General features: G+C 45.7%; 15 protein-coding genes and 1 pseudogene. 4 read left to right on the top strand and 12 right to left on the bottom strand.

Going from position 1 to position 23,016, the window contains the following annotated elements; all coding sequences use genetic code 11:
- Window positions 1-226 precede the first annotated feature (226 nt).
- Window positions 227-430 (top strand): annotated as a pseudogene (locus ABLA76_RS12345) (transposase); the annotation flags it as partial.
- A gap of 199 nt (window positions 431-629) precedes the next feature.
- On the opposite strand, the gene ABLA76_RS12340 reads toward ABLA76_RS12345, so the two are convergent.
- The 3 genes from ABLA76_RS12340 to ABLA76_RS12330 are packed head-to-tail and all read right to left on the bottom strand — an operon-like array spanning window position 630 to window position 3,915.
- Complete coding sequence (locus tag ABLA76_RS12340) at window positions 630-1,781, bottom strand: ABC transporter permease (protein ID WP_348988138.1); 1,152 nt, start codon at window positions 1,779-1,781, stop codon at window positions 630-632.
- Complete coding sequence (locus tag ABLA76_RS12335) at window positions 1,781-2,926, bottom strand: ABC transporter permease (RefSeq protein ID WP_348988137.1); 1,146 nt, start codon at window positions 2,924-2,926, stop codon at window positions 1,781-1,783. The genes ABLA76_RS12340 and ABLA76_RS12335 overlap by 1 nt, the downstream gene beginning before the upstream one ends.
- Window positions 2,927-2,943: 17 nt before the next feature.
- A complete protein-coding gene (locus ABLA76_RS12330) occupies window positions 2,944-3,915 on the bottom strand; it encodes an efflux RND transporter periplasmic adaptor subunit (protein WP_348988136.1) in 972 nt (323 codons plus the stop codon).
- 1,046 nt (window positions 3,916-4,961) lie between these two features.
- Between ABLA76_RS12330 and ABLA76_RS12325 the strand changes: the two genes are divergently transcribed.
- The 3 genes from ABLA76_RS12325 to btsR all read left to right on the top strand — a co-directional run bounded on the left by ABLA76_RS12325 (window position 4,962) and on the right by btsR (window position 10,442).
- Entirely contained in the window at window positions 4,962-7,826 is a 2,865-nt protein-coding gene (locus tag ABLA76_RS12325) for an inverse autotransporter beta domain-containing protein (RefSeq protein WP_348988135.1), read from the top strand.
- 190 nt (window positions 7,827-8,016) lie between these two features.
- Window positions 8,017-9,720, top strand: coding sequence for a sensor histidine kinase (locus ABLA76_RS12320; RefSeq protein ID WP_348988134.1), 1,704 nt, complete (start codon window positions 8,017-8,019; stop codon window positions 9,718-9,720).
- 2 nt (window positions 9,721-9,722) lie between these two features.
- On the top strand, window positions 9,723-10,442 hold the full coding sequence (gene btsR / locus ABLA76_RS12315) for a two-component system response regulator BtsR (RefSeq protein WP_348988133.1): 720 nt from the start codon (window positions 9,723-9,725) through the stop codon (window positions 10,440-10,442).
- Between the two features lie 168 nt (window positions 10,443-10,610).
- On the opposite strand, the gene ABLA76_RS12310 is transcribed toward btsR, so the two are convergent.
- The 9 genes from ABLA76_RS12310 to rimP all read right to left on the bottom strand — a co-directional run bounded on the left by ABLA76_RS12310 (window position 10,611) and on the right by rimP (window position 22,881).
- Window positions 10,611-12,542 carry a DEAD/DEAH family ATP-dependent RNA helicase gene (locus ABLA76_RS12310; protein WP_348988132.1) on the bottom strand — a complete coding sequence of 644 codons (1,932 nt, stop codon included), beginning with the start codon at window positions 12,540-12,542 and terminating at the stop codon, window positions 10,611-10,613.
- Between the two features lie 170 nt (window positions 12,543-12,712).
- Window positions 12,713-13,597: a lipoprotein NlpI gene (gene nlpI / locus ABLA76_RS12305; RefSeq protein WP_348988131.1), complete on the bottom strand. Its 885-nt coding sequence runs from the start codon at window positions 13,595-13,597 to the stop codon at window positions 12,713-12,715.
- 208 nt (window positions 13,598-13,805) lie between these two features.
- Complete coding sequence (gene pnp / locus ABLA76_RS12300) at window positions 13,806-15,944, bottom strand: polyribonucleotide nucleotidyltransferase (RefSeq protein WP_348988130.1); 2,139 nt, start codon at window positions 15,942-15,944, stop codon at window positions 13,806-13,808.
- A 264-nt stretch (window positions 15,945-16,208) separates the two neighbouring features.
- Window positions 16,209-16,478 carry a 30S ribosomal protein S15 gene (gene rpsO, locus ABLA76_RS12295; protein WP_047766238.1) on the bottom strand — a complete coding sequence of 90 codons (270 nt, stop codon included), beginning with the start codon at window positions 16,476-16,478 and terminating at the stop codon, window positions 16,209-16,211.
- 179 nt (window positions 16,479-16,657) lie between these two features.
- Window positions 16,658-17,599, bottom strand: a complete 942-nt coding sequence (gene truB / locus ABLA76_RS12290) for a tRNA pseudouridine(55) synthase TruB (protein ID WP_348988140.1) — start codon at window positions 17,597-17,599, stop codon at window positions 16,658-16,660.
- Window positions 17,599-18,009: a 30S ribosome-binding factor RbfA gene (rbfA, locus tag ABLA76_RS12285; protein WP_348988129.1), complete on the bottom strand. Its 411-nt coding sequence runs from the start codon at window positions 18,007-18,009 to the stop codon at window positions 17,599-17,601. Before rbfA ends, truB begins: the two co-directional genes overlap by 1 nt.
- 74 nt (window positions 18,010-18,083) lie before the next feature.
- Window positions 18,084-20,873 carry a translation initiation factor IF-2 gene (infB, locus tag ABLA76_RS12280; protein WP_348988128.1) on the bottom strand — a complete coding sequence of 930 codons (2,790 nt, stop codon included), beginning with the start codon at window positions 20,871-20,873 and terminating at the stop codon, window positions 18,084-18,086.
- A gap of 25 nt (window positions 20,874-20,898) precedes the next feature.
- Window positions 20,899-22,407: a transcription termination factor NusA gene (gene nusA, locus ABLA76_RS12275; protein WP_285808754.1), complete on the bottom strand. Its 1,509-nt coding sequence runs from the start codon at window positions 22,405-22,407 to the stop codon at window positions 20,899-20,901.
- 21 nt (window positions 22,408-22,428) lie between these two features.
- The gene (gene rimP / locus ABLA76_RS12270; RefSeq protein WP_047766243.1) at window positions 22,429-22,881 is read right to left on the bottom strand and encodes a ribosome maturation factor RimP; all 453 of its coding nucleotides are present in this window, start codon (window positions 22,879-22,881) and stop codon (window positions 22,429-22,431) included.
- Window positions 22,882-23,016: the final 135 nt, after the last annotated feature.

Raw genomic sequence — 23,016 nt, 5'->3', positions numbered from 1 at the left:
CTTAAAGTTATAAAGGAGCGGCTATGTCATTTCAACTCATCATAAAAGTCGAGCATCGCGTTAATTTATTTAATTTCAATCAATTATATTCATTTGCGAGTCCGGCCTTCGCACCATCGGAACATCAATAGACGTCAACAGACGTCTTTTTTTGTACCTGAAATCCGCGCCATACAAAGTTTTCCGCGATTTTTCTTTCAACAGAAGTCAATCTGAGTCAACCCACATCAAGTCGCTTGTGAGTATCGGCCCGATAACGGCCAGCGCGCTGGTCGCATCGATAGGGGATGCTAGACACTTCGCCAATGGTCGCCAGTTGGCGGCATGGCTGGGTCTGGTTCCCCGACAATCGAGAAGTGATGGCAAGACAGGTCGGACCGTGATCAGGAAACTCTGGTGTCATGCAAGCGCTTATAGCGCGTCGAAATGATAAGAGCCTGGTCAGCGAATTCCATCAGGGACAGGGGCGACGGCCTCAACTAAAGTCCGGATGTATGGCTGCAATCTTAACCTGGTTCTGGTCATGGCAAACGATTGTTTGGCAAACAAGGGGCGTCCATGTATGCATGACAAGGTGATAGGGACGTTCATTGAGCGTGAAAACTACGTTTAATGAATGATCTAACTATTCAATACATGACCCGTTGCTTACGCAGCATACCAACTAAAATACCCAGAACCATGTATATCACACCAAGCAGCAGCATCATGCCGATATCTTTGAACACATTGTGCAATGGCAACCCCATCTGGTTAACCCCGGCTATCGCTTTTGTTGCCCATGTCGATGGCAAGGCCAATGAAATCACTCTGACCCATTCAGGCATCGCCTGAGGCGGCCAGATTGTGCCTGAAATATAGAAGATCGGTGTGGTAATAAAAGCCAGCGTTAAATAAATCATTTCTACGCTACGCAGGCATTCTGTCACCAATTTTCCCAATCCCAATACCGCTAACAGGAACGGGAATGTCAGTAAAAGCACGAGGTGAATCGGTGCATCTTGCCGATACCCCAATATCCACGGCCACAGAATAAAAAAGATCACTGACAGAAATAGCCAGATAGGGATCAAAGCAGATAATGTGCCCAAATAGATCGGGAGAGGCGGATTACCTTTGGGGGTATCCCGTAGGGTAATACTGACGCGAACACAAGCGACTAATAAGGAGTGTTGCAACAGCATGACTAACAAACCCGGAAATACGATTGCAGCATAACTAACCCCCGGATTAAATAATCCAATGGTTTCACCCCGAATCGGTTGTAGCAAGGTTTTCACCTGCTCAAGACTAAAGCCCGATTGCAAAAGTAATTTGCCGTTGTATTCTGATAAAAGTTGTTGATAAGCTAACATCAAATCTTTTTGAATCTGTCCATTAGCGAGACGATTGGTCGCATCACCATAAACCGGCACAGTGACATCTTGTCCACCTAACAGGCGTTTTTCAAAATCCATCGGTACGATGATAATGGCAAAGATGGTGCGCTGTAGCATGTCATGGCGGGCATTGTCGAGATTATTGTAGCTTTTGGGGGCCACTTTAGCCATGGCATCAATATTACGGATCAACGTGCGACTCGCATAACTGTTATCTTTATCGATCACAGCGATCGGTAAGTCCCACAAAGAAGGACGAGCGTAAACCAGGCTCATCACACATAGCGAAACAATCAATAATAACCACATGGGTTTTTCCAGCATCACCAAAAATACATTACGCAGTGTCTGCCAGTACAACGCCCAATTCGATGGCCCATTTGTTTGCCCATTATCTGACATTATGGAGTTCCTTCTGATTGATTAAGCCGTTTCCACAAGCGATTGCGAATCAAAAGGCTGCAAACCGCAGGATAAATCATCAATATCAGGCAAACATACAAAATAATCTGTAGTGAGACTTCCCGCAGGAAGATGTCAAACATGGCATTCAAGGCATAGGTTAATGGCTCAAGCATAGAGATAACCCTTGCAGGCCATATCATGGCAAGTTGTGGCACGATCATGCCAGAAAATGTCATCGCAATACTGACCAGCATCCCAATCAAGGTGTAGGCCGTTATTGCCGTGTTGGTGAAAGTAAACAGCAACAGGCCAATGCTTTGCGCCGCAATGACATAGAAAAATCCAACAATCGGCATGTACAGCGGATTACCCGCGACTCTGGCTCCCGAAGACATAACCAGTATGGTAATTTCTACCATCAATAGCAGGGTGAATATCAAGGTATAAGGTGCCAATTTTCCTAACAATGCCCCAACGAAATATTTCGCTTCCAGGAGCCGCTTCTCTCTGGCCATGGTGTAGATAGTACATGTGACAACAAAAAGCTGTAATAGATGGATGGTTGCCGCAAATTGCTGGAAATAAATATAACTGCCGCTGGCGTTAAATAAGCTGTCATAGGACATGGTCGCTTTCGCTAATGGCGGTAACGGGCGGCCTATTTCGGCAGCAATAATTGCACGGTATTTTGCGTTGGTTTCAGCTATCAGGCCGCTGAAATCCAGTGTTGAGTAGCGACCTGCCCCATAAAATAGGGCATTGAAATACATAATGACCATCGGCTGTTTCCCACTTAAAGCCTCTTTTTCAAGATTTTCAGGGAGATAAAGCAGAGAGTAATCCTGCGCCGCGCGCAAACGGTCTATGGATTCTGGTAAGCTATTGTTATAAGACTTGATATTCGCATGAGGTGCCGCATTCAAGTTCCGGATAAGGGTGCGTGATAGCGTGCTTTGGTCATTATCCACCACCGAAACCGGCAGGTTAAACAGTGTTCCCTTTGAAAAATTCGCACTGATTAAGATAAACAGCAGTAAAGGAAATAACCACCCCAGCCAATGAAAAACCGGACTGTGCAGTGCAGTACTCAGTTCTCGCATAAATTCTTGTTTAAAACTGCGCCACACCGCTTTTCTGTTCATCAGGCCGCACCTTATACCTACTTATTCCAGAGCCATAAAGCACTCATGCCCGGACGTAAGCCGTCAACGGGTTGCAATGGATATAACCGAACCTCAAACGTTTTTAGATCAAAATCCCCCGTCGCACGCGTTGCACGTTTTGTCGCATAATCCCCCATTGGCGCGATATAACGAATTTCAGCCTCAATCTCCTTATTTCCCAGTGCCGGGACAGACAATTTAATTTTGTCGCCCTTGCGAACGCCCGCCAAAATATCTTCTCGCAGGTTGTAGACGAAATAAGCCTGTGAAATGCGTACCAGTGTCGCTAATGGACTATTCGCATTAAAAAGTTGGCCGACTTCTGCCGGCAATGGCCCGACTTCCCCCTCAACAGGCGCTTTGACTTGCAGATCATCATTCTGGATTTGCAGTTCACGCAGATTTTCTTCTGCTTCATTTAATGCTGCCTGGAGTTGCTGACGTAACTCTATACGATCGCCATTTTTGCCTTCATCAAGCTGCGCTTTAGCCCCCAGCCTCTTCTGATAGGCAATATCCCGTGCGTTACGCGCATTATCCAGATCGGTAGCAGACACATAGCCTTTGGTCGACATATTTTTAAGGCGATCAAATTCACGTTGTGCATTTGTGTACTCTGATTGGGCCTGTGCAAAGGTGGCTGCTAAATTCCGAATGTTCTCCTCACGAGTTCCACGCAGGGACAATTCAAGTTTTGCCCTGGCTTGATCGCGTGCTGCCTGTACCGCAGCAACTTTAGCCGCCAGTTCAGGGCTATCAAGACTTACCATCAGTTGTCCGGTTTTGACACTATCTCCTCGCACAACATGAACGTTAACGACTCGCCCCATCGCCTTAGACGCAATGATCACTTCCGGCGCATCAACTTCTCCCTGCAATAACAGCTCCTGGCTGTGGGAACGGAAAAGCACGGCCATTGCGATCAGGAAGATAATCAGTAAGATTGTGAAAAGCGTTCTTTTTTTCATTCTGTTCTGTCAGCCCCAAACGTACGATTAGGTAAAATAATCTATAAATCAACAACCTAACCAGAAGTTAGTTACAGTATCAGTCAAGGTTGAATGATGATAATCCAGCCTCAACATTCTCCACTGCCTAAATTTTAGCACCTCTGGGAAAAACGCCTCTCACTAGTTATAAATAGCGACATAAATGATATTGCAGTCATAAACAAAGTAATGCTTATCTAAAACACCCTATAATAGCATTATGTCTTTTAACAAAAACAGAACATTTAGCACATCACCCTATAAAACTGAATAGTCATCACAAAATAATTAGTTAAGTTAAAATTATATTAATTAAACTGATAAAGAGGATGAATTAATCTCTATCACCCTTCCCCCCATGATAAATATTGGCAATGGAAAAAAGATATTAAAAAAAGCAGTGGAAAACATAAATTAATTAAGTAATAAAACTACACATTATAATTAAAATTATAAATTCTCATATATTAATATATAAAAGTAAAAAATGCTTTTTCTCTCATCAAAAAATATCGATAGACATTCATTTTAATAGTAGCTTATTAATTTAATTTTATGGCGAAAGATAAAAACGAACAGCTAACCCATCAAATTATCTTATTATTTACTCTTGCCTTATTTTTAATCTGAGAATAAATATTAAGATAATATAAAATAAAATAATAACTCTTTATTTTTACTTAATTATTTAAATTAAAATGAGTTAAGTATCAGAATAATCGATAATAAAAGTTACATTGATCAATAGATGATTTTATGCTGGAATAAAAAACCGTACAAAGAAAAAACTACAAGATCAATAATCTGATTATTAACCTTTACGTAGTGTTTATTAACTATTTTAACGATATTTCAAATAGGGCTATGTCGTGTTGTTACCCCTTTATTGTGTACTCTATGGCGTTTTTCTCCCCTGATTACATGACTCATGTTAGACAGTAAATAGAAGATAATATCCTGAAATGGATAGGATTATTGCTGGCTACTACATGCATGGTATTTTTTATTGTTACAGGTCTATAGATATGAACAAAAAATCCGAGCAGCCGTGGTTACAAGATCAGCAAAATTTGATGAAACATGTAACCTGGATGAATATTGTCACTCAACTTGTCTTTCCAGTTGCTGTTGCATTCACCCCCGCTATCGTTGCCACCCAACCCCACCCAACTTTTCAAAATGAAATAGAGCGGCCTTTATTAACACAATCTTCATCAGAACACTCCTCATTAAAAGCCCCCTCTCCAGGCAAAGCCCTTATCACAGAAGACCAGACGGCGATTACAGACAAAAATGCCAGCCATCTGGCTGAAATTTCTTCTCATATTGGTCAATTACTGGCGAGTGACAACATGAAGAATAATGCAACCAGCCAATTAAGCAGTCTGACAATGGGAGAAGCCAGTCAGAAAATTCAAAATTGGTCGGAACGCTACGGTACTGCGCGCGTGCAGCTTAATATGGATAGTCATGGCCGTTTGAATGACAGCCAATTTGATATGTTATTGCCATTGTATGATACCTGTCATCGGATGGCCTTTACCCAATTCGGCCTGCGCTATATCGATAGTCGTAACACAGCCAATATTGGATTTGGACAACGCCATTTTTTTGGTGATTGGATGCTGGGCTACAATACCTTCTTTGACCACGATATCACTGGCGATAATAGCCGACTCGGCCTTGGTGCAGAATATGCCCGCAATTACCTGAAATTGGCGGCTAACGGCTATATTCGGTTAAGTAACTGGAAAGAATCTCACCTGTTGACCGATTATGATGAACGTCCGGCCAATGGTTTCGACCTGAAAGCACAAGGTTATTTGCCTGCTTTATCACAACTCGGTGGTAAGTTGATGTATGAACAATACTTTGGAGATGAAGTCGGACTCATTAGTAAAGACCATCGCAAGAAAGATCCTGCTGCCTTCACTTTTGGGGTTCATTATACGCCTGTCCCATTGCTGACTTTCGGTATTAACCGTAAACAAGAGATGTCCGGGGGTGGGGAAACCCAGTTCAATATCGAACTGAGCTATGAAATTGGTACGCCGTGGGCTAAACAGATTGATCCAGATGCGGTGGCATTTAAGCGTTCTCTGCAAGGCAGCCGCTATGCTTTGGTTGATCGCAACAATCAGATCGTTTTGGAATATCGCAAACGTGAAGTGATCGCTCTGGCAATAGATAACCTGATTATTGGTCATGCGAGGGAGACCAAACCTCTCCATATCACGGTTGACAGCAAATATGGGTTTAAAGATATCAAGTGGAATGCAGCCGACTTTTTTGCCAATGGCGGTAAGATCCAACATCTTGGTGGGACACACTATCTGTTGACCTTACCAAAATATCGAACCCAAGGTAACAATACCTACGCGGTGGGTGCCATTGCTTACGATGAGCACGGCAATACATCCAAACGGGCCGAAATGAAGGTACAAGTGCTTCCCGCTGTCGTGAATGCCAATAAATCCACCTTCTCGGCCAAAGATAAAGGGCTATTGGCTGACGGTCATGCCACCACCCTCCTGACATTAACCCTGAAAGATAAGGATGACAAACCTATCCGTGGCGTTGCCTCAGAGATCAAATTGGTCTCAAGCGGATTAAGTGGGGATGGCAGTGCTCCTAAGATCGATAAGATGAAAGAAGTTCAGCCAGGTGTCTATGAATCCCGGCTGACTGCCGGCGAAAAGGTTGGCGTACTGAAAATCACACCAGAAGTGGATGGTATTACGATTAAATCCGTCAAGATCATGTTCGTACATCCGAGTGCGCCAATCGTCAGAAATTTGACTCTCTTTGGTAAGTTAGAGATAGGGCAAACATTAAGTGCAACCTATACCTTTAATCCTAATCATGGTGACAAAACAGATAAATCGCGCTACATGTGGGGCAATAAAGGCAATATTGACATTACCAAAGGTAAGATAATCACAGAATCGGGCAAGGTTCCTGACTATACATTGACCCCGGCAGATGCAGGTACGGTGAAAGAAGTTGTCATACAGGCACAAAATGAGGCAAAACTTACCGGAAATACACAAAGTGTTGATACCAGCATGAGTGCCGAGCAAGGCAACCATACTCATGATGGTGGAAAAGGCGGTACTGTCAGAGGGCTGGCCGATAATATGTTGATCACTGTCAATGCTGATAAGGTTAAAAAACAAGAACCCATTATACTGAAAATCCAAACACTAAATCAGGGGAAGCCAGCCCGAAATGTCGCCGTCAGAGTTAACGCCATGAAAGCACTGAATCGCCAGAATATTAGTGAGAAAGTCACAGCCTTACTGAGTGGCAAATCAGGTGTGTACCAAGGTGTCACGGATGATCAAGGTATCCTGTCTCTTACAGTGACCGATCCAAACGGGCTTGGTGTGAAGACAACGTTGTCTATCTCCGTGGACGGTACTGCTGCCCCACAAACTAAAGAGGTCATTTTTACTGTGGTTACCAGCCCGGACGTTCCCGTAGCGAATTTTTGGGGACATATGTCTGATACCGCCGTGGCCGAAAATGGTATTGTCTTTAAACGCCCTCTATTGAAAGCGGAACTCGCAGCACAGCATTTAATCACAGGGGCCGGATATCCCGACGGGGGTGAAGGCTGGCCGCGCCGTCGTGCAGAAGGAGCCACTTGGTATTGCAACGAAATGCACCGTCAGTTGCCAACAAAAGACGATTTGATAGCCCTGTACCGAGCACATCCAAACAATGCAATGCATGAACAATTTGGTTGGCCCGGACATCGCTCCTATCGTTCTGCCACACCAGGAAAAGATGATGAAGGGAAAGATGAACATTACGCCGTGAATATAGATGACGGATTTGCACATGCTATCAATGATAAAATCTATGATTACGTCATCTGTAAGGAATAACGCGATTTATCACTCATTTTTATTGCTTGTCCCAAAATCCGCCCCATGTGGGCGGATAATGCTTTCCTATTCCTATAAATGCATTATCCTGCCAACACCTATTGACGGTGTTAAATCCCACCTTTGATAATAGCGCCTTAAATTTTTTATCGTTATTAATCACACATTATTAATCACAAAACGAAAATATATGTACGAATTTAACCTGGTGTTGTTATTACTTCAGCAGATGTGTGTCTATCTGGTGATCGCTTGGCTCCTGAGTAAAACCCCTCTGTTTATTCCCTTGTTGCAAGTGACGGTCCGTTTACCTCATAAGCTGATGTGTTACGTGATTTTTTCCATCTTTTGCATTATGGGAACCTATTTTGGGCTGCATATTAACGATTCGATCGCCAATACCCGCGCGATTGGTGCTGTATTGGGAGGCTTTCTCGGCGGACCTACTGTAGGGGCGATGGTCGGATTCACCGGAGGCCTGCACCGCTATTCTCTTGGCGGAATGACCGCATTTAGCTGTATGGTATCCACCATTGTAGAAGGCATACTGGGTGGCCTTGTACATATTTATCTGATGAAAAAAGGACAGATCAATAAATTATTGAACCCCTGGACGGCGGCCATCATTACTTTCCTTGCTGAATGCACTCAAATGGGCATTATCCTACTGCTTGCCACTCCTTTCAGTGAGGCCCTGAGTTTGGTGAAAGATATCGCAGCTCCCATGATCATCGCTAATAGTATCGGGGCGGCCATGTTTATCCGCATCTTATTGGACAGGCGCGCCATTTTCGAAAAATATACCAGCGCTTTTTCTGCCCAAGCGCTAAAAATTGCGGTCTGTACCGAGGGTATCTTGCGTAAGGGATTTAATGAAGATAACAGTATGCGCGTGGCAAAAGTGATCTATCAGGAGTTGGAGATCGGGGCTGTCGCAATTACGGATAGAGAAAAGTTACTGGCGTTTATCGGTATCGGTTCGGATCATCATTTAGCCGGTACTCCCATCGCTTCCAGACAATCTCATCGCGCTATTGAGAATAATGAGGTTGTGTATGCCGATGGCAATGAAACACCTTATTGCTGTTCCCTCAACCCAACCTGCAAACTTGGCTCCGCGCTGGTTATCCCGTTACGGGGAGAGAACCAACAAGTTATTGGTACGATCAAACTCTACGAAGCCAAGAATCGTCTGTTCAGTTCCATCAATCGTACATTAGGCGAGGGAATTGCCAGCCTGCTCTCTGCCCAAATTCTTGCCGGACAGTATGAACGAAATAAGCAATCTTTGCTGCAATCAGAAGTAAAGCTCCTTCACGCACAAGTGAATCCTCACTTTTTATTTAATGCCTTAAATACACTGCAAGCGGTTATCCGTCGGGATAGCCAGCAGGCAGGCCAGCTTGTGCAGTATCTCTCAACATTTTTCCGTAAGAATTTAAAGCGATCTGAAGATATTGCCACGCTGGAAAATGAGATAGAGCATGTAAACGCTTACTTACAAATTGAGAAAGCCCGTTTCCGTGATCACCTCCAGATTGCCATTGAGATACCGGAATCCCTGCGCAATGCACGGTTACCGGCTTTTTCCCTCCAACCGATGGTAGAAAATGCCATTAAACATGGCACATCACAGTTACTGGAGACGGGAAGAGTTACGATTAGAGCCTATCAAGAAGAACAGTTGCTATTGGTAGAGATTGAAGATAATGCCGGGCTGTATTGCCCCAGAAAAGTGGGGGATGATGGTCTTGGGATGAGTCTGGTAGATAAACGGCTACGGCTTCGTTATGGTAAACAGTATGGGGTGAGAGTTGATTGTCAGCCAGAAGAATTTACCCGTGCCATTTTGTGTTTACCATTAGAAAAAAAACAGGCTAAAAAAGCGGCGTAAATATGCATATATTGATTGTTGATGATGAGCCATTGGCACGTGAAAATCTACGTTGTCTGCTGGAAGAGGAAACGGATATTCAAATTATTGGTGAATGTGCCAATGCAGTAGAAGCAATTGGTGCTATCCATCGCCTGAAACCCGATGTTGTTTTCCTCGATATTCAAATGCCCCGTATTACCGGGCTGGAAATGGTAGGTATGCTCGATCCAGAGCATCGCCCTTACATTGTTTTTCTGACGGCATTTGATGAATATGCGGTGCAAGCCTTTGAAGAACATGCTTTCGATTATTTATTGAAGCCGCTGGAAAAAGAGCGCCTGAGTAAGACGCTGCAACGACTGCGTGCTGGCTATCAAAAGCAAAATCCGGCAGATCTTCAACGTGAAGATGAACAGCTGAAATATATTCCCTGTACCGGGCATAGCCGAATCTGGTTGATGCCATTGGATGATGTTCTGTATGTCTCTTCCCGCCTGAGTGGTGTCTATGTCATGAGTGCCAGCGGACAGGAAGGATTTACCGAGTTAACCCTGCGAACGCTGGAAACCCGCACTTCACTCACCCGTTGCCATCGCCAGTATTTAGTCAACATGACCCAGTTACGGGAAATTGTTTTTGGCGAAAATGGGCAGGCAGAGCTGGTACTGAGCAATGACGAGCGTATTCCGGTTAGTCGTCGTTATTTGAAACCGCTTAAAGAAGAATTGGGGTTAAATTGATCGCGGCTTAGGGCATCATTTCATGCGACGTATAGTATTTAATAAACTCAGAAAGATAAATAGCAAAAGCCCTTTCTCCATTAAGAGAAAGGGCTTTATTTACTTCATCATTGCGATATTTTCAACGCAACGATAAATCAAGCACGTCAATCAGAGACGCATGCTTGCTTATACATTACCATTGCTTTGGCGACGGCGTGGTGCACCACCATTGGAATCATCGTTACTGCGACCGCGGAACGAACCACGCTCACCACCACCACCACTACCACGACGTTCGTTGTTAAAACGACGACCACCGTTATTAGCGGAACCATCACGATCACGGCGTGGGCCATTGCCAGCATTGCCACCGTTACCATTGCGGCCACCACGACGCTCACGGCGTTCAAAGGGTTGCGCATCTCCCATCAACTGCATATTCAGTGGTTTGTTCAAAATACGAGTACGAGTGAAGTGAGACAGCAACTCTCCTGGCATGCCTTTTGGCAGCTCAATCGTAGAGTGGGTTGCAAACAGTTTGATATTACCGATATAACGGCTGCTGATATCACCTTCGTTTGCAATTGCGCCCACAATATGGCGAACTTCAACACCATCATCACGGCCAACTTCAATGCGATACAGTTCCATATCACCCACGTCTCGACGCTCACGACGAGGACGATCACCTCTGTCACGCTCACCAAAGCCGCTACCATTGCTATTGTTATTGCCATTGCTATTGCGACGACGGTCATCACGCTCGTTGAATTCACGGCGAGGACGACGCACTGGATCAGGTGGCAGAATAAGTGAGCGCTCACCTTGTGCCATTTTCAGCAGGGCTGCTGCCAGTGTTTCCATATCCAGCTCATCGCCAGTACCCAACTTAGACAACAATGCGCGATATTGTTCCAGATCGCTGCTTTCCAGTTGATTCTGAACATTGGCCGCAAATTTCTCCAGACGACGCTGGCTCAGAAGTTCTGCGTTTGGCAGTTCAACTTCCGGGATGGTCAATTTCATGGTGCGTTCAACGTTGCGCAGCAAACGACGTTCACGGTTTTCAACAAACAACAGGGCACGACCCGCACGGCCAGCACGGCCAGTACGGCCGATACGGTGTACATAAGATTCTGCATCCATTGGGATGTCGTAGTTAACCACCAGGCTAATGCGATCAACATCCAGACCACGAGCAGCTACATCAGTCGCAATCAGAATGTCCAAACGGCCATTTTTCAGGCGCTCCAGTGTCTGTTCACGCAGAGCCTGGTTCATGTCACCATTCAGTGCCGCAGAGTTGTAGCCGTTACGCTCCAGCGTTTCTGCAACTTCCAGCGTTGCATTCTTGGTACGCACGAAAATAATCGCAGCATCAAAATCTTCCGCTTCAAGGAAACGCACCAACGCTTCATTTTTACGCATACCGTAAACAGACCAGTAGCTTTGGCTAATGTCAGGACGGTTTGTGACACTGCTCTGAATACGAACTTCCTGTGGATCATTCATGAAACGACGAGTGATGCGGCGGATCGCTTCTGGCATTGTCGCGGAGAACAGTGCGGTTTGATGTTCAGCAGGGATCTGGCTCATGATGTTTTCAACATCTTCGATAAAGCCCATACGCAACATTTCGTCAGCTTCATCTAAGACCAAACCTTTCAGGTTGGACAGATCCAAAGTTCCACGTTTCAGATGGTCAAGCAAACGTCCCGGTGTTCCCACCACAACTTGTGGTCCCTGACGCAAGGCGCGTAACTGAACGTCATAACGCTGACCACCGTAAAGTGCAACAACATTCACGTTGCGCATATGTTTGGAAAAATCTGAACACGCTTCAGCAACCTGCACCGCCAGCTCACGGGTTGGCGCTAACACAAGAATTTGTGGCGCTTTAAGTTCAGCATCTATGTTATTCAATAAAGGCAAGCTGAAAGCCGCAGTCTTACCACTGCCTGTCTGTGCCATGCCAAGCACATCACGGCCGCTCAACAAGTGAGGGATACATTGTTGTTGAATAGGAGAAGGCTTCTCATAGCCCAGGTCTCCCAACGCAGAAAGGATAGGTGCTGATAAACCTAAATCAGCAAAAGAGATTTCAGTCTCAGTGGTCATGTAATGGTGCCTCATTAATCGTGGCGGCCAGTCTACATAACACAGTGAAAAGAATTTCTGTCATTTTCATTTAAAATGTGAACTGGCTCAAATTATGTTATTAAACGAACAAACAAGCCCCCATCTCCAGAGATGTGGACTTTAAAATCTGTCGTGAAAATGTTCGTCAGCTATTGTTGGTTCGATTCCGATAAATCATCTTGTTTTTGGCCCAATAGTGCCAATTCCAACAATGCGTAGCGGTGCTCAACAAAGTTATGCACATTGTTAGCCACCGTCAGCTTGAATAACGCAGTTGCGCTATCCTCATCCCCCAGACTTAGGTAATGTTTACCTAAATAGAAGTCAGTTTCACTGAGATGCTCAGCGAGCGAAGTGTTATCTGTTGAACCCTGTTTTAAGCGTTCCATCAATGTTTTTTCACCGATTTTGCCTAAATAGAATTCAACAATATTCCAGCCCCATCTCCCCCGCTTCGCTTTGTCAAAATGGTACGACAAATTCGTCATTGCAACCTTAGGATCAATTTTATCTTCCACAAGGTACAACCACAACGAACGGAAGGGGTCATTTGGATCGTCTTGATAAAACGCCTGCAGATCATCCTGCGCCAATCGATAGCGGCCACCGTAATACAGTGAAATGCCGCGATTCATTCGCGCGTAGTTGTAAGTTGGATCAAGCTCTAAAACAGAATCAAACGCTTCATAGGCAGAATCAAAATTGCCTGCCTGCGTAAAATAAATTCCCAGATAATTAAAAATCTCAGGAATATCAGGGCGGATAGACAAAGCCACTGAAAAATCATTCTGCGCCAGTGCCCTCAACCCGAGGCTATCATACAGCACACCGCGTTCATATAAAAGCTGTGCGTATTCATCTTCCGTCAGTGACCGACTCGCCAGTATTTGCTCCATGCGAGCCAGAATAACCTCCTGTTGCAATGTCGGTTGTAATGGAATAGCAATAACTTCATTTTTACGCCACCCAGTGCCGCTACATCCCACAAGGAGAAAAATAGCCGCAACATAACACCAGCGCAGAAAAGAATTCATTTCCCACTCCCGAAGCCAGACATCAATCAGAATGCCCTATTACTCCACCCACATTGTATATTTCAGGCTTCCTGCCCAAAATTGACTTCTTCTCATCACCTTTCAAACTATTGCCAGGCTACTGTGAACAATATACTACGAACAATAACTCGAAATTTATTGAGATAAACGGCGCCCTTTTTACAGGACGCCGCTCTTTACGTCAAATTTATTCTACTGATGATTCCGGTGATTGCAGTTCCGCATCAGTTGTAATCACAGCTTCTTTCATGCTCAGGCGGATACGTCCCTGACGGTCAATTTCCAGCACTTTCACCGGCACTTCTTGCCCAAGTTGCAGATAATCAGTGACTTTCTCTACACGTTTTTCGGCAATCTGAGAAATGTGTACCAGCCCTTCTTTACCACCGCCGATAGCAACAAATGCACCAAAATCAACAATGCGGGTCACTTTACCAGCATAAATACGACCGACTTCAACTTCCGCAGTGATTTCTTCGATACGTCTGATAGCATGACGTGCTTTGTCACCGTCAATCGCCGCAATCTTCACTGTGCCATCGTCTTCAATCTCAATGGTAGTCCCTGTTTCTTCCGTCAATGCGCGGATCACGGACCCCCCTTTACCAATCACATCTTTGATCTTGTCTGGATTGATCTTGATAGTGTGGATACGTGGTGCAAATTCAGAAATATCATTGCGTGGGCTGTGAATTGCCTGTTCCATCACACTCAGGATGTGCAAACGGGCACCTTTAGCCTGATTCAGAGCAATCTGCATGATTTCACGGGTAATGCCTTCGATTTTGATGTCCATTTGCAAGGCGCTGATACCATCTCGGCTACCCGCAACTTTAAAGTCCATGTCGCCCAGATGATCTTCATCACCCAAAATGTCAGACAGAACAACAAAGTTTTCCCCTTCTTTCACCAGACCCATTGCGATACCCGCAACGGCGGCCTTAACGGGTACACCCGCATCCATCAATGCCAGTGATGCACCACAGACAGAAGCCATAGAGGAAGAACCGTTGGATTCAGTGATTTCAGATACCACGCGAACGGTATATGGGAATTCGTTGATGCCTGGCATCACAGCCAATACACCACGTTTCGCCAGACGACCATGACCAATTTCACGGCGTTTTGGTGAACCGACCATGCCAGTTTCACCAACAGAATACGGAGGGAAGTTATAGTGGAACAGGAAGCGATCTGTACGCTCACCCATCAGCTCATCAATCACTTGGGCATCGCGCTCTGTGCCCAGTGTTGCAGTCACCAGTGCCTGCGTTTCACCACGGGTAAACAGGGATGAACCATGAGTCCGTGGCAGCACACCTGTGCGAACGTCCAGAGCACGAACCATGTCTTTTTCACGGCCATCAATACGCGGTTCACCACGCAGAACACGGCTACGAACAACATTTTTCTCCAGAGCAGCGAGAACGTCAAAAACTTCGGTTTCATCCAGTTCAACGCCTTTTTCTGCAAATTCAGCCAGGATAACCGCAGTGACTTCTTCTTTGATGCTATTAACCTGAGCATAACGCTCCTGCTTCTCAGTAATGCGATAAGCATCACCCAGACGGGTTTCAGCCAATTCAGCAACCCGATCGTGCAGAGGCTGATTAACCAGCTCTGGTGCCCAATTCCATTTCTCTTTACCTGCTTCAGCAACCAGTGCATTGATATTATCAATCACAATCTGTTGTTGCTCATGACCAAACACAACAGCACCCAACATTTGCTCTTCAGTCAGCAGCTCGGCTTCGGACTCAACCATCAGCACCGCGTTATTTGTACCTGCAACGACCAGATCCAGACGGCTGTGTTTCAGCTCATCACTGGTTGGGTTCAGTACGTACTGATCGTTAATGTAACCCACACGCGCAGCACCAATTGGGCCATTGAATGGGATGCCAGACAAAGCCAGTGCAGCAGAAGAGCCGATCATGGCAACGATATCAGGGTTTATTTGTGGGTTAACAGAAACAACTGTTGCGATGATTTGAACTTCATTCAGGAAACCTTCTGGAAACAGAGGGCGTAGAGGGCGGTCGATAAGACGGGCAACTAATGTTTCACCTTCACCCGGACGGCCTTCGCGGCGAAAGAAACTTCCCGGAATACGACCAGCAGCGTAAGTGCGCTCCTGATAGTTAACGGTCAGAGGGAAGAAATCCTGACCTGTTTTGACTTTCTTTTGACCAACAACGGTGACAAATACCGCTGTGTCATCCATATTGACCATAACGGCTGCTGTCGCCTGACGAGCCATCATGCCAGTTTCGATGGCCACTGTGTGTTGACCATACTGGAATTTACGAACAATCGGATTAAGCAAAATAATTTTCCTTTGTTAGTGTCACCGCTTAAAAGATCGGCAACAATAGATTTTCTCTTCTTGCTACACCCTCACGACTAATGACAGTGCTCACTGCTTTGAGGACTCTCATTAGCCGCGCGAGTCACTGTAGCGAAAGAGGTTTAATTTTTAGAAACGGCGCAAAAAAACAGTAGATTAAATTTTCCGATTCTGTTTCCTGGCAATTCCGTTTCCTAGAAGAAAAGGGGCCAAATTAGGCCCCTTTCCACTGAAACTCATCAATTAGCGACGCAGTCCCAGACGCTCAATCAGAGCACTATAGCGTGCCAAATCTTTACCCTTCAGGTAGTCCAGTTGCTTACGACGCTGTGCAACCTTTCTCAGCAGACCACGACGGCTGTGGTGATCTTTTTTGTGCTCTGAAAAGTGACCTTGCAGGTGGTTGATGTCAGCAGTCAGCAATGCGATCTGAACTTCGCTGGAACCACTGTCGTTAGCGCCGCGACCAAATTCAGCAATAATCTGCGCTTTTGCAGCAGTACTTAGAGACATAGTATAACTCCAAATATGTAATTTAAAATAACGAGTGCCGATCTCTAATTCAGCCACTCATGTACAGACGCGGTATTCTACGCTGCAAATAGGTGAAGCGCAAGACAGCACAATCACCGTCATTCTGTGCCCCAACTCAATTTACCTGCTGAAAATTCCTTGCCTATCTGTTGCTATCATTATTCCGTTTCAACAACCAGACGGCGTGGAGCCACTAATCCATCATCATCAATCATTGCAATGCCGAGGAATTTATTTTCATCGCCTTCGGTCACCCTCACCCATTCATCTGCAGCCAGCTTATGGCTGCTGCGAACTGGCTGGCCTTGTTTGAAGTACGACGCAACGACAGAGGTTAAGTGAATGACAGGAAAATGAATCACGGCGGTATCCATGGGTAGCAACAAGGGATCAAGCAATTCCCACGCCTCAATTTCTTGAGCTTCAGCCTGTTGTTTTAACGCATATAACTGTTCCAACGTGACCATTCTTTGATTGGGATAGTCGGCAACCTGTAAACGACGCAGATAAATGACATGCGCGCCACAGCCCAAAAGTTCCCCTAAATCATCAATGATGGTACGAATGTAAGTTCCCTTGGAACAGTGTATTTCCAATTCCAGCTCATTCCCTTCCCAGCGAATGAATTGCAATTCATAAACAGTAATAGGACGCGCTTCCCGCTCCACTTCAATCCCCTGACGGGCATATTCGTATAGCGGTTTTCCCTGATGTTTCAATGCAGAGTACATGGAAGGAACCTGCATGGTATCACCACGGAATTGATCCAATGCAGCATTGAGCTGAGATGCGGTGATTTTTACGTCGCGTTCACTGATGATTGTGCCATGCGAATCCGACGTATCCGTACGCTGCCCCAAACGGGCAATCACACGATAGCGTTTGTCAGAATCCAGCAAGAATTGGGAAAACTTGGTCGCTTCACCCAGACAAATCGGCAACATGCCTGTCGCCAATGGATCCAGCGCACCAGTATGACCCGCCTTGCTGGCATTAAAAATCCGTCTGACTTTCTGTAACGCATCATTGGAGGAAATATCCTGCGGCTTATCCAGCAACAGTACACCGTGTATAGCACGGCCTTTACGACGGTGCCCCATCATTTTTCCTCATTGTGATCCGCAGATGTGCGACGCTTTTCATCATTTTTAACGACGTTGCTAACCAAATTCGACATACGCATCCCTTCCACCAAAGAACTGTCATAAGAGAATGTCAGTTCAGGAATGATACGCAGGCGCATCGCTTTACCCAGCAGGGAACGAATAAAACCGGAGGCTTCGTTCAATGCTTTGATACCTACTTTAACCATATCTGAATCATGCCCATCCACCAGCACATTCAAAAAGGTGACAAATACTTTGGCATAAGCCAGATCGCGGGAAACCTCAACACCAGAGACTGTCGCCATTCCGATACGGGGATCTTTGATTTCACGCTGTAAAATGATGGCAATTTCTTTTTGCATTTCCTGTGCAACGCGCTGAGTACGACTAAATTCTCTTGCCATTGTTATATCTCCTGACATTTTGGGGGGCATAAAGCCCCCCAAGAATGGAATGAATGTATTAATAAATAATGGTATTAATCGATGGAGCGTTTAATTTCAATCACTTCAAAGACTTCAATCATATCGCCAACGCGAACATCATTGTAGTTCTTCACACCGATACCACATTCCATACCATTACGGACTTCGTTAACGTCATCCTTAAAGCGACGCAAGGATTCCAATTCACCTTCGTAAATGACAATGTTATCGCGCAATACGCGGATCGGGTTATTACGCTTGATGGAACCTTCTGTCACCATACAACCCGCAACGGCACCAAATTTCGGTGATTTAAACACATCACGAACTTCGGCAAGACCCATGATCTGCTGTTTGTATTCTGGTGCCAGCATACCGCTCATAGCCTGTTTGATCTCATCAATCAGGTTATAGATAACGGAGTAGTAACGCAGATCCAAACTTTCGTTTTCAATGACACGACGTGCAGAAGCATCAGCACGAACGTTGAAGCCCAGAATAATTGCTTCAGATGCCGCTGCCAGTGTTGCATCGGTTTCAGTGATACCACCCACACCGGAACCGATGATTTTCACTTTAACTTCATCAGTAGACAATTTCAGCAGTGAATCACTAATGGCTTCACAAGTCCCTTGAACATCCGTTTTCAGAACGATGTTCAGTTCAGATACCTTGCCTTCTTCTAAGTTAGCGAAGATGTTTTCCAACTTAGCTTTATGCTGACGAGCCAATTTCACTTCGCGGAATTTACCCTGACGATACAAGGCCACTTCACGCGCTTTTTTCTCATCACGAACAACCGTTGCTTCATCACCCGCAGATGGCACGTTGGACAGACCCAAAATTTCCACTGGGATAGAGGGACCAGCCGAAGTCACTTCGCGGCCAAGTTCGTTACGCATTGCACGGATGCGGCCATACTCGAAGCCACACAGAACGATATCGCCTTTGTTCAGCGTACCAGACTGAACCAGAATGGTTGCAACTGGGCCACGGCCTTTATCCAAGAAGGATTCAATGACCACACCATTTGCCATACCCGTGCGTACCGCTTTCAGTTCAAGGACTTCAGACTGAAGCAAAATGGCTTCCAGCAATTCATCAATACCAATACCAGCTTTGGCAGACACATTGATGAACTGGTTTTCACCGCCCCACTCTTCTGAAATGATACCGTATTGCGACAATTCATTCTTCACGCGATCCGGATCAGCTTCTGGCTTATCGATCTTGTTCACCGCAACAACAACGGGTACGTTGGCTGCTTTAGCGTGCTGGATAGCTTCTATGGTCTGTGGCATCACACCATCATCCGCTGCTACAACCAGAACAACGATATCTGTTGCTTTCGCACCACGTGCACGCATGGAGGTAAACGCTGCATGGCCTGGGGTATCCAGAAAAGTGATCATGCCTTTTTCAGTTTTCACATGATACGCACCAATGTGCTGGGTAATACCACCCGCCTCTCCAGAAGCCACTTTAGTGGAACGGATATAGTCCAGCAGAGAAGTTTTACCGTGGTCAACGTGCCCCATGATGGTCACAACTGGCGCACGAGCTTCTGCCTGTGTTTCACCCGTATCACGATCGCTCATCAGCGCTTCTTCCAGTTCGTTTTCACGACGCAGGATAACTTTGTGCCCCATTTCTTCGGCAACCATTTGCGCGGTTTCTTGATCGATCACTTGGTTGATGGTGACCATTGCTCCCATGTTCATCATAGTCTTAATGACCTGGGCACCTTTGACGGCCATTTTGTTAGCCAATTCAGCAACAGTAATTGTCTCACCAATCACAACGTCACGGTTAACCGCAGCTACCGGTTTCGTGAAACTCTGTTGTAAAGTACTCGGCTTACGTTGTTTACCTTTGGTACGACCTACAGCCCGCGCTTCTTCGCGATCAGCTTTCGATTCAGAATGTTTATTATTCTTCTTCTGGCGGGATTTACCACCACGGGAGCGGGAACGACGTTCGCCCTCTACTTTGGCGTCATTTTCATCTTCCGCATCACGAGCATAACGGGAAGTGGTTATATGGTAGTCACTATTGGTCTCACTACTGGTGTCACTACTATTGTTCTCAGAGTCATAAGACCATTTGTCTTTGTTCTCTTCTGCCATTCGACGCGCTTCTTCTGCAACACGTTTAGCCTCCTCTTCCACCTTACGGCGCATTTCTTCTTCAGCTTGACGTTTTAAATTTGCAGCTTCAGCTTCACGACGCGCTTTTTCACTTTGCGCAGCAGAGTGATTCTGAACTGATTTTTGCTTGATTTCGGTATGTTGCTTAGTCACTTTTTCTTTTTCCGCCGCCTCACGCTGAGACAGTTTAGCCTCTTCACGTTTGGCTTTTTCTTCTGCTTCACGTCGAGCGCTCTCTACAGCTTCACATTTAGCCTTTTCTTCAGCTTCACGTTTAGCTTGCTCTTCCGCGAATTTTTTCGCTTCAGCCTCAAGCCGCGCCTTCTCTTCTACCTCGCGCCGAGCCTGCTCTTCCGCTTCACGCTTTTCCTGCTCTTCCGCGTTAACCTGTTCAGTGGTATCGCGGTTTACATATGTGCGTTTTTTGCGGACTTCAATCGCTACCGATTTACTTTTGCCACCGGTGCCAGGAACGTTTAGTGTACTGCGCGTTTTGCGCTGTAATGTCATTTTACCTGGCTGACCGCCAGAACCGCCTTGTTCGCGATTCAGATGGGCCAGCAAAGCTTCTTTTTCTTTCTGGGAAACAGAGTCAGTTGCGGTTTTCTGAATGCCAGCATCAGCAAATTGCTGGATGAGACGTTCCACCGATGTCTGGATCTCTTCTGCCAGTATTTTTACGGTTACCTCTGTCATTCTGTTCCTTCCTGCTACAGTTTATTTATGCATCATCGCCAAACCAACAGATATTTCGGGCTGCCATAATGAGTTCTCCTGCTTTCTCATCATTCAGTCCTTCGATATCAGATAAGTCGTCGATACCCTGCTCGGCAAGATCTTCCAGAGTGCAGATGCCACGGGCAGCCAGGTTAAACGCCAAAGTACGCTCCATGCCAGACAAATTCAATAAATCTTCGGCAGGTTGCTGATCACTAAGACTCTCTTTCTGAGCCAGTTCCAGCGTCGTCAAGGCCGCTTTAGCGCGTTCACGAAGAACTTCAACGGTTTCTTCATCAAGGCCCTCTACTGCCAGAAGTTCTTTGATTGGCACATAAGCCAGTTCTTCCAGTGTAGAGAAACCTTCCTCGACCAATACAGTGGCGAAATCTTCATCAATGTCGAGATGCTTGGTAAATGTATCAATAGAAGCGTGTGCTTCTGCCTGATGTTTTGCTTGTAGCTCTTCCGCAGTCATGACATTGAGTTCCCATTTGTCATCACCACGATGTTTTTTCAACAGTTGTGCCGCCAGACGAACGTTCTGACCATTACGTCCAATCGCCTGAGCAAGATTACTGTTTTCTACGGCAACATCCATAGTGCAGTTATCTTCGTCAACCACAATAGATGCAACATCCGCCGGAGCCATTGCATTAATGACAAACTGCGCAGGGTTATCGTCCCACAGCACGATGTCAATTCTTTCACCGCCCAGTTCACTGGAAACGGCTTGTACCCTTGCGCCACGCATACCGACACAAGCACCAACAGGATCAATACGCTTGTCGTTGGTTTTCACTGCGATCTTTGCACGAGAACCCGGATCACGAGCAGCCGCTTTGATCTCAATGATCTCTTCACCAATCTCAGGCACTTCGATGCGGAACAATTCAACCAACATCTCAGGACGAGAACGAGTGATGAAAAGCTGTGCTCCACGCGCTTCAGGACGAACATCATACAGAACACCGCGCACGCGGTCACCTGGACGGAAGTTTTCCCGTGGCAACATGTCTTCACGTAAAATGACCGCTTCAGCATTATTACCTAAATCCAACGTAATATTTTCGCGGTTCATTTTTTTGACCTGACCGGTCACAATTTCGCCCTGCTGTTCACGGAATTGATCAACAACCATCGCACGTTCAGCTTCACGTACTTTCTGTACGATAACCTGTTTTGCCGTCTGAGTCGTAATGCGGTCAAAGGTCACTGATTCAATTTGATCTTCAATATAACCACCCAGTTCAATCTCTGGGTTGTCAAATTTTGCCGCTTCCAGCGTGATTTCTCGCGTTGGCTGAGTCACTTCGTCAACAGCTAACCAGCGACGGAAGGTATCAAAATCACCTGATTTACGATCGATACAAACGCGGACGTCGATTTCCTGCTCATACTTTTTCTTGGTGGCTGTCGCCAGTGCAATCTCTAATGCTTCGAAGATTTTTTCGCGAGGGAGTGATTTTTCATTAGAAACCGCTTCCACAACAGCCAGAATTTCTTTATTCATCCTAGTTGCCTCATCCGAACTTTAAAAGTGGGGTACCAGGTTCGCTTTCTGGATGTTGCTCAGTGCGAACACTTCGTCTTTTCCATCCACCGTAACCGTAATCATTTCACCATCAACTGCCTTGATGATACCTTGCCATTTTCGCCGGTTCTGCATTGCCATGCGTAAAACCAAACTGACTTTTTCACCAATAAAACGCTGGTAATGTTCAGCCTTAAACAGTGGACGCTCAAGCCCTGGTGAAGATATTTCCAAGTTATAAAGCCCTGGAATCGGATCTTCAACATCAAGCACTGCACTGACCTGGTGGCTAACATCAGCACAATTATCAACAGTGATACCCTCCTCACTATCAATATAGACTCGCAACGTCGATACACGAGCGCGAATATACTCCAGGCCAACTAATTCAAAACCCAAAGCTTCAACGGGTGCTGAAATTATCTCTGTTAATTTTTGCTCTAATGTGGACAAGCCCACCCCCAAGACATAAAAAAAGGGCTATATTAGCCCAGTAATTCTGCTGTCAAATAACAAAAAACCCCGACACTCGGGGCTTTATGCAACTGGACCCTATTTACTGCCAGTGGTCTCAACCTACTTCTTTTT

It is taken from the genome of Xenorhabdus sp. SGI240 (assembly GCF_040081915.1).
Lineage (GTDB): Bacteria > Pseudomonadota > Gammaproteobacteria > Enterobacterales > Enterobacteriaceae > Xenorhabdus > Xenorhabdus bakwenae.
This window is presented reverse-complemented; position numbering and strand designations above follow the sequence as displayed.

Excerpts from the sequence above, each read along its gene's own strand:
- ABLA76_RS12335 (WP_348988137.1), bottom strand. The coding sequence starts at position 2,926 with ATGAACAGAAAAGCGGTGTGGCGCAGTTTTAAACAAGAATTTATGCGA.
- ABLA76_RS12340 (WP_348988138.1), bottom strand. The coding sequence starts at position 1,781 with ATGTCAGATAATGGGCAAACAAATGGGCCATCGAATTGGGCGTTGTAC.
- truB (WP_348988140.1), bottom strand. The coding sequence starts at position 17,599 with ATGGGGCACCGTCGTAAAGGCCGTGCTATACACGGTGTACTGTTGCTG.
- ABLA76_RS12310 (WP_348988132.1), bottom strand. The coding sequence starts at position 12,542 with ATGACCACTGAGACTGAAATCTCTTTTGCTGATTTAGGTTTATCAGCA.
- rpsO (WP_047766238.1), bottom strand. The coding sequence starts at position 16,478 with ATGTCTCTAAGTACTGCTGCAAAAGCGCAGATTATTGCTGAATTTGGT.
- btsR (WP_348988133.1), top strand. The coding sequence starts at position 9,723 with ATGCATATATTGATTGTTGATGATGAGCCATTGGCACGTGAAAATCTA.
- nusA (WP_285808754.1), bottom strand. The coding sequence starts at position 22,407 with ATGAATAAAGAAATTCTGGCTGTTGTGGAAGCGGTTTCTAATGAAAAA.
- nlpI (WP_348988131.1), bottom strand. The coding sequence starts at position 13,597 with ATGAATTCTTTTCTGCGCTGGTGTTATGTTGCGGCTATTTTTCTCCTT.
- ABLA76_RS12330 (WP_348988136.1), bottom strand. The coding sequence starts at position 3,915 with ATGAAAAAAAGAACGCTTTTCACAATCTTACTGATTATCTTCCTGATC.
- ABLA76_RS12320 (WP_348988134.1), top strand. The coding sequence starts at position 8,017 with ATGTACGAATTTAACCTGGTGTTGTTATTACTTCAGCAGATGTGTGTC.
- infB (WP_348988128.1), bottom strand. The coding sequence starts at position 20,873 with ATGACAGAGGTAACCGTAAAAATACTGGCAGAAGAGATCCAGACATCG.
- ABLA76_RS12325 (WP_348988135.1), top strand. The coding sequence starts at position 4,962 with ATGAACAAAAAATCCGAGCAGCCGTGGTTACAAGATCAGCAAAATTTG.
- rbfA (WP_348988129.1), bottom strand. The coding sequence starts at position 18,009 with ATGGCAAGAGAATTTAGTCGTACTCAGCGCGTTGCACAGGAAATGCAA.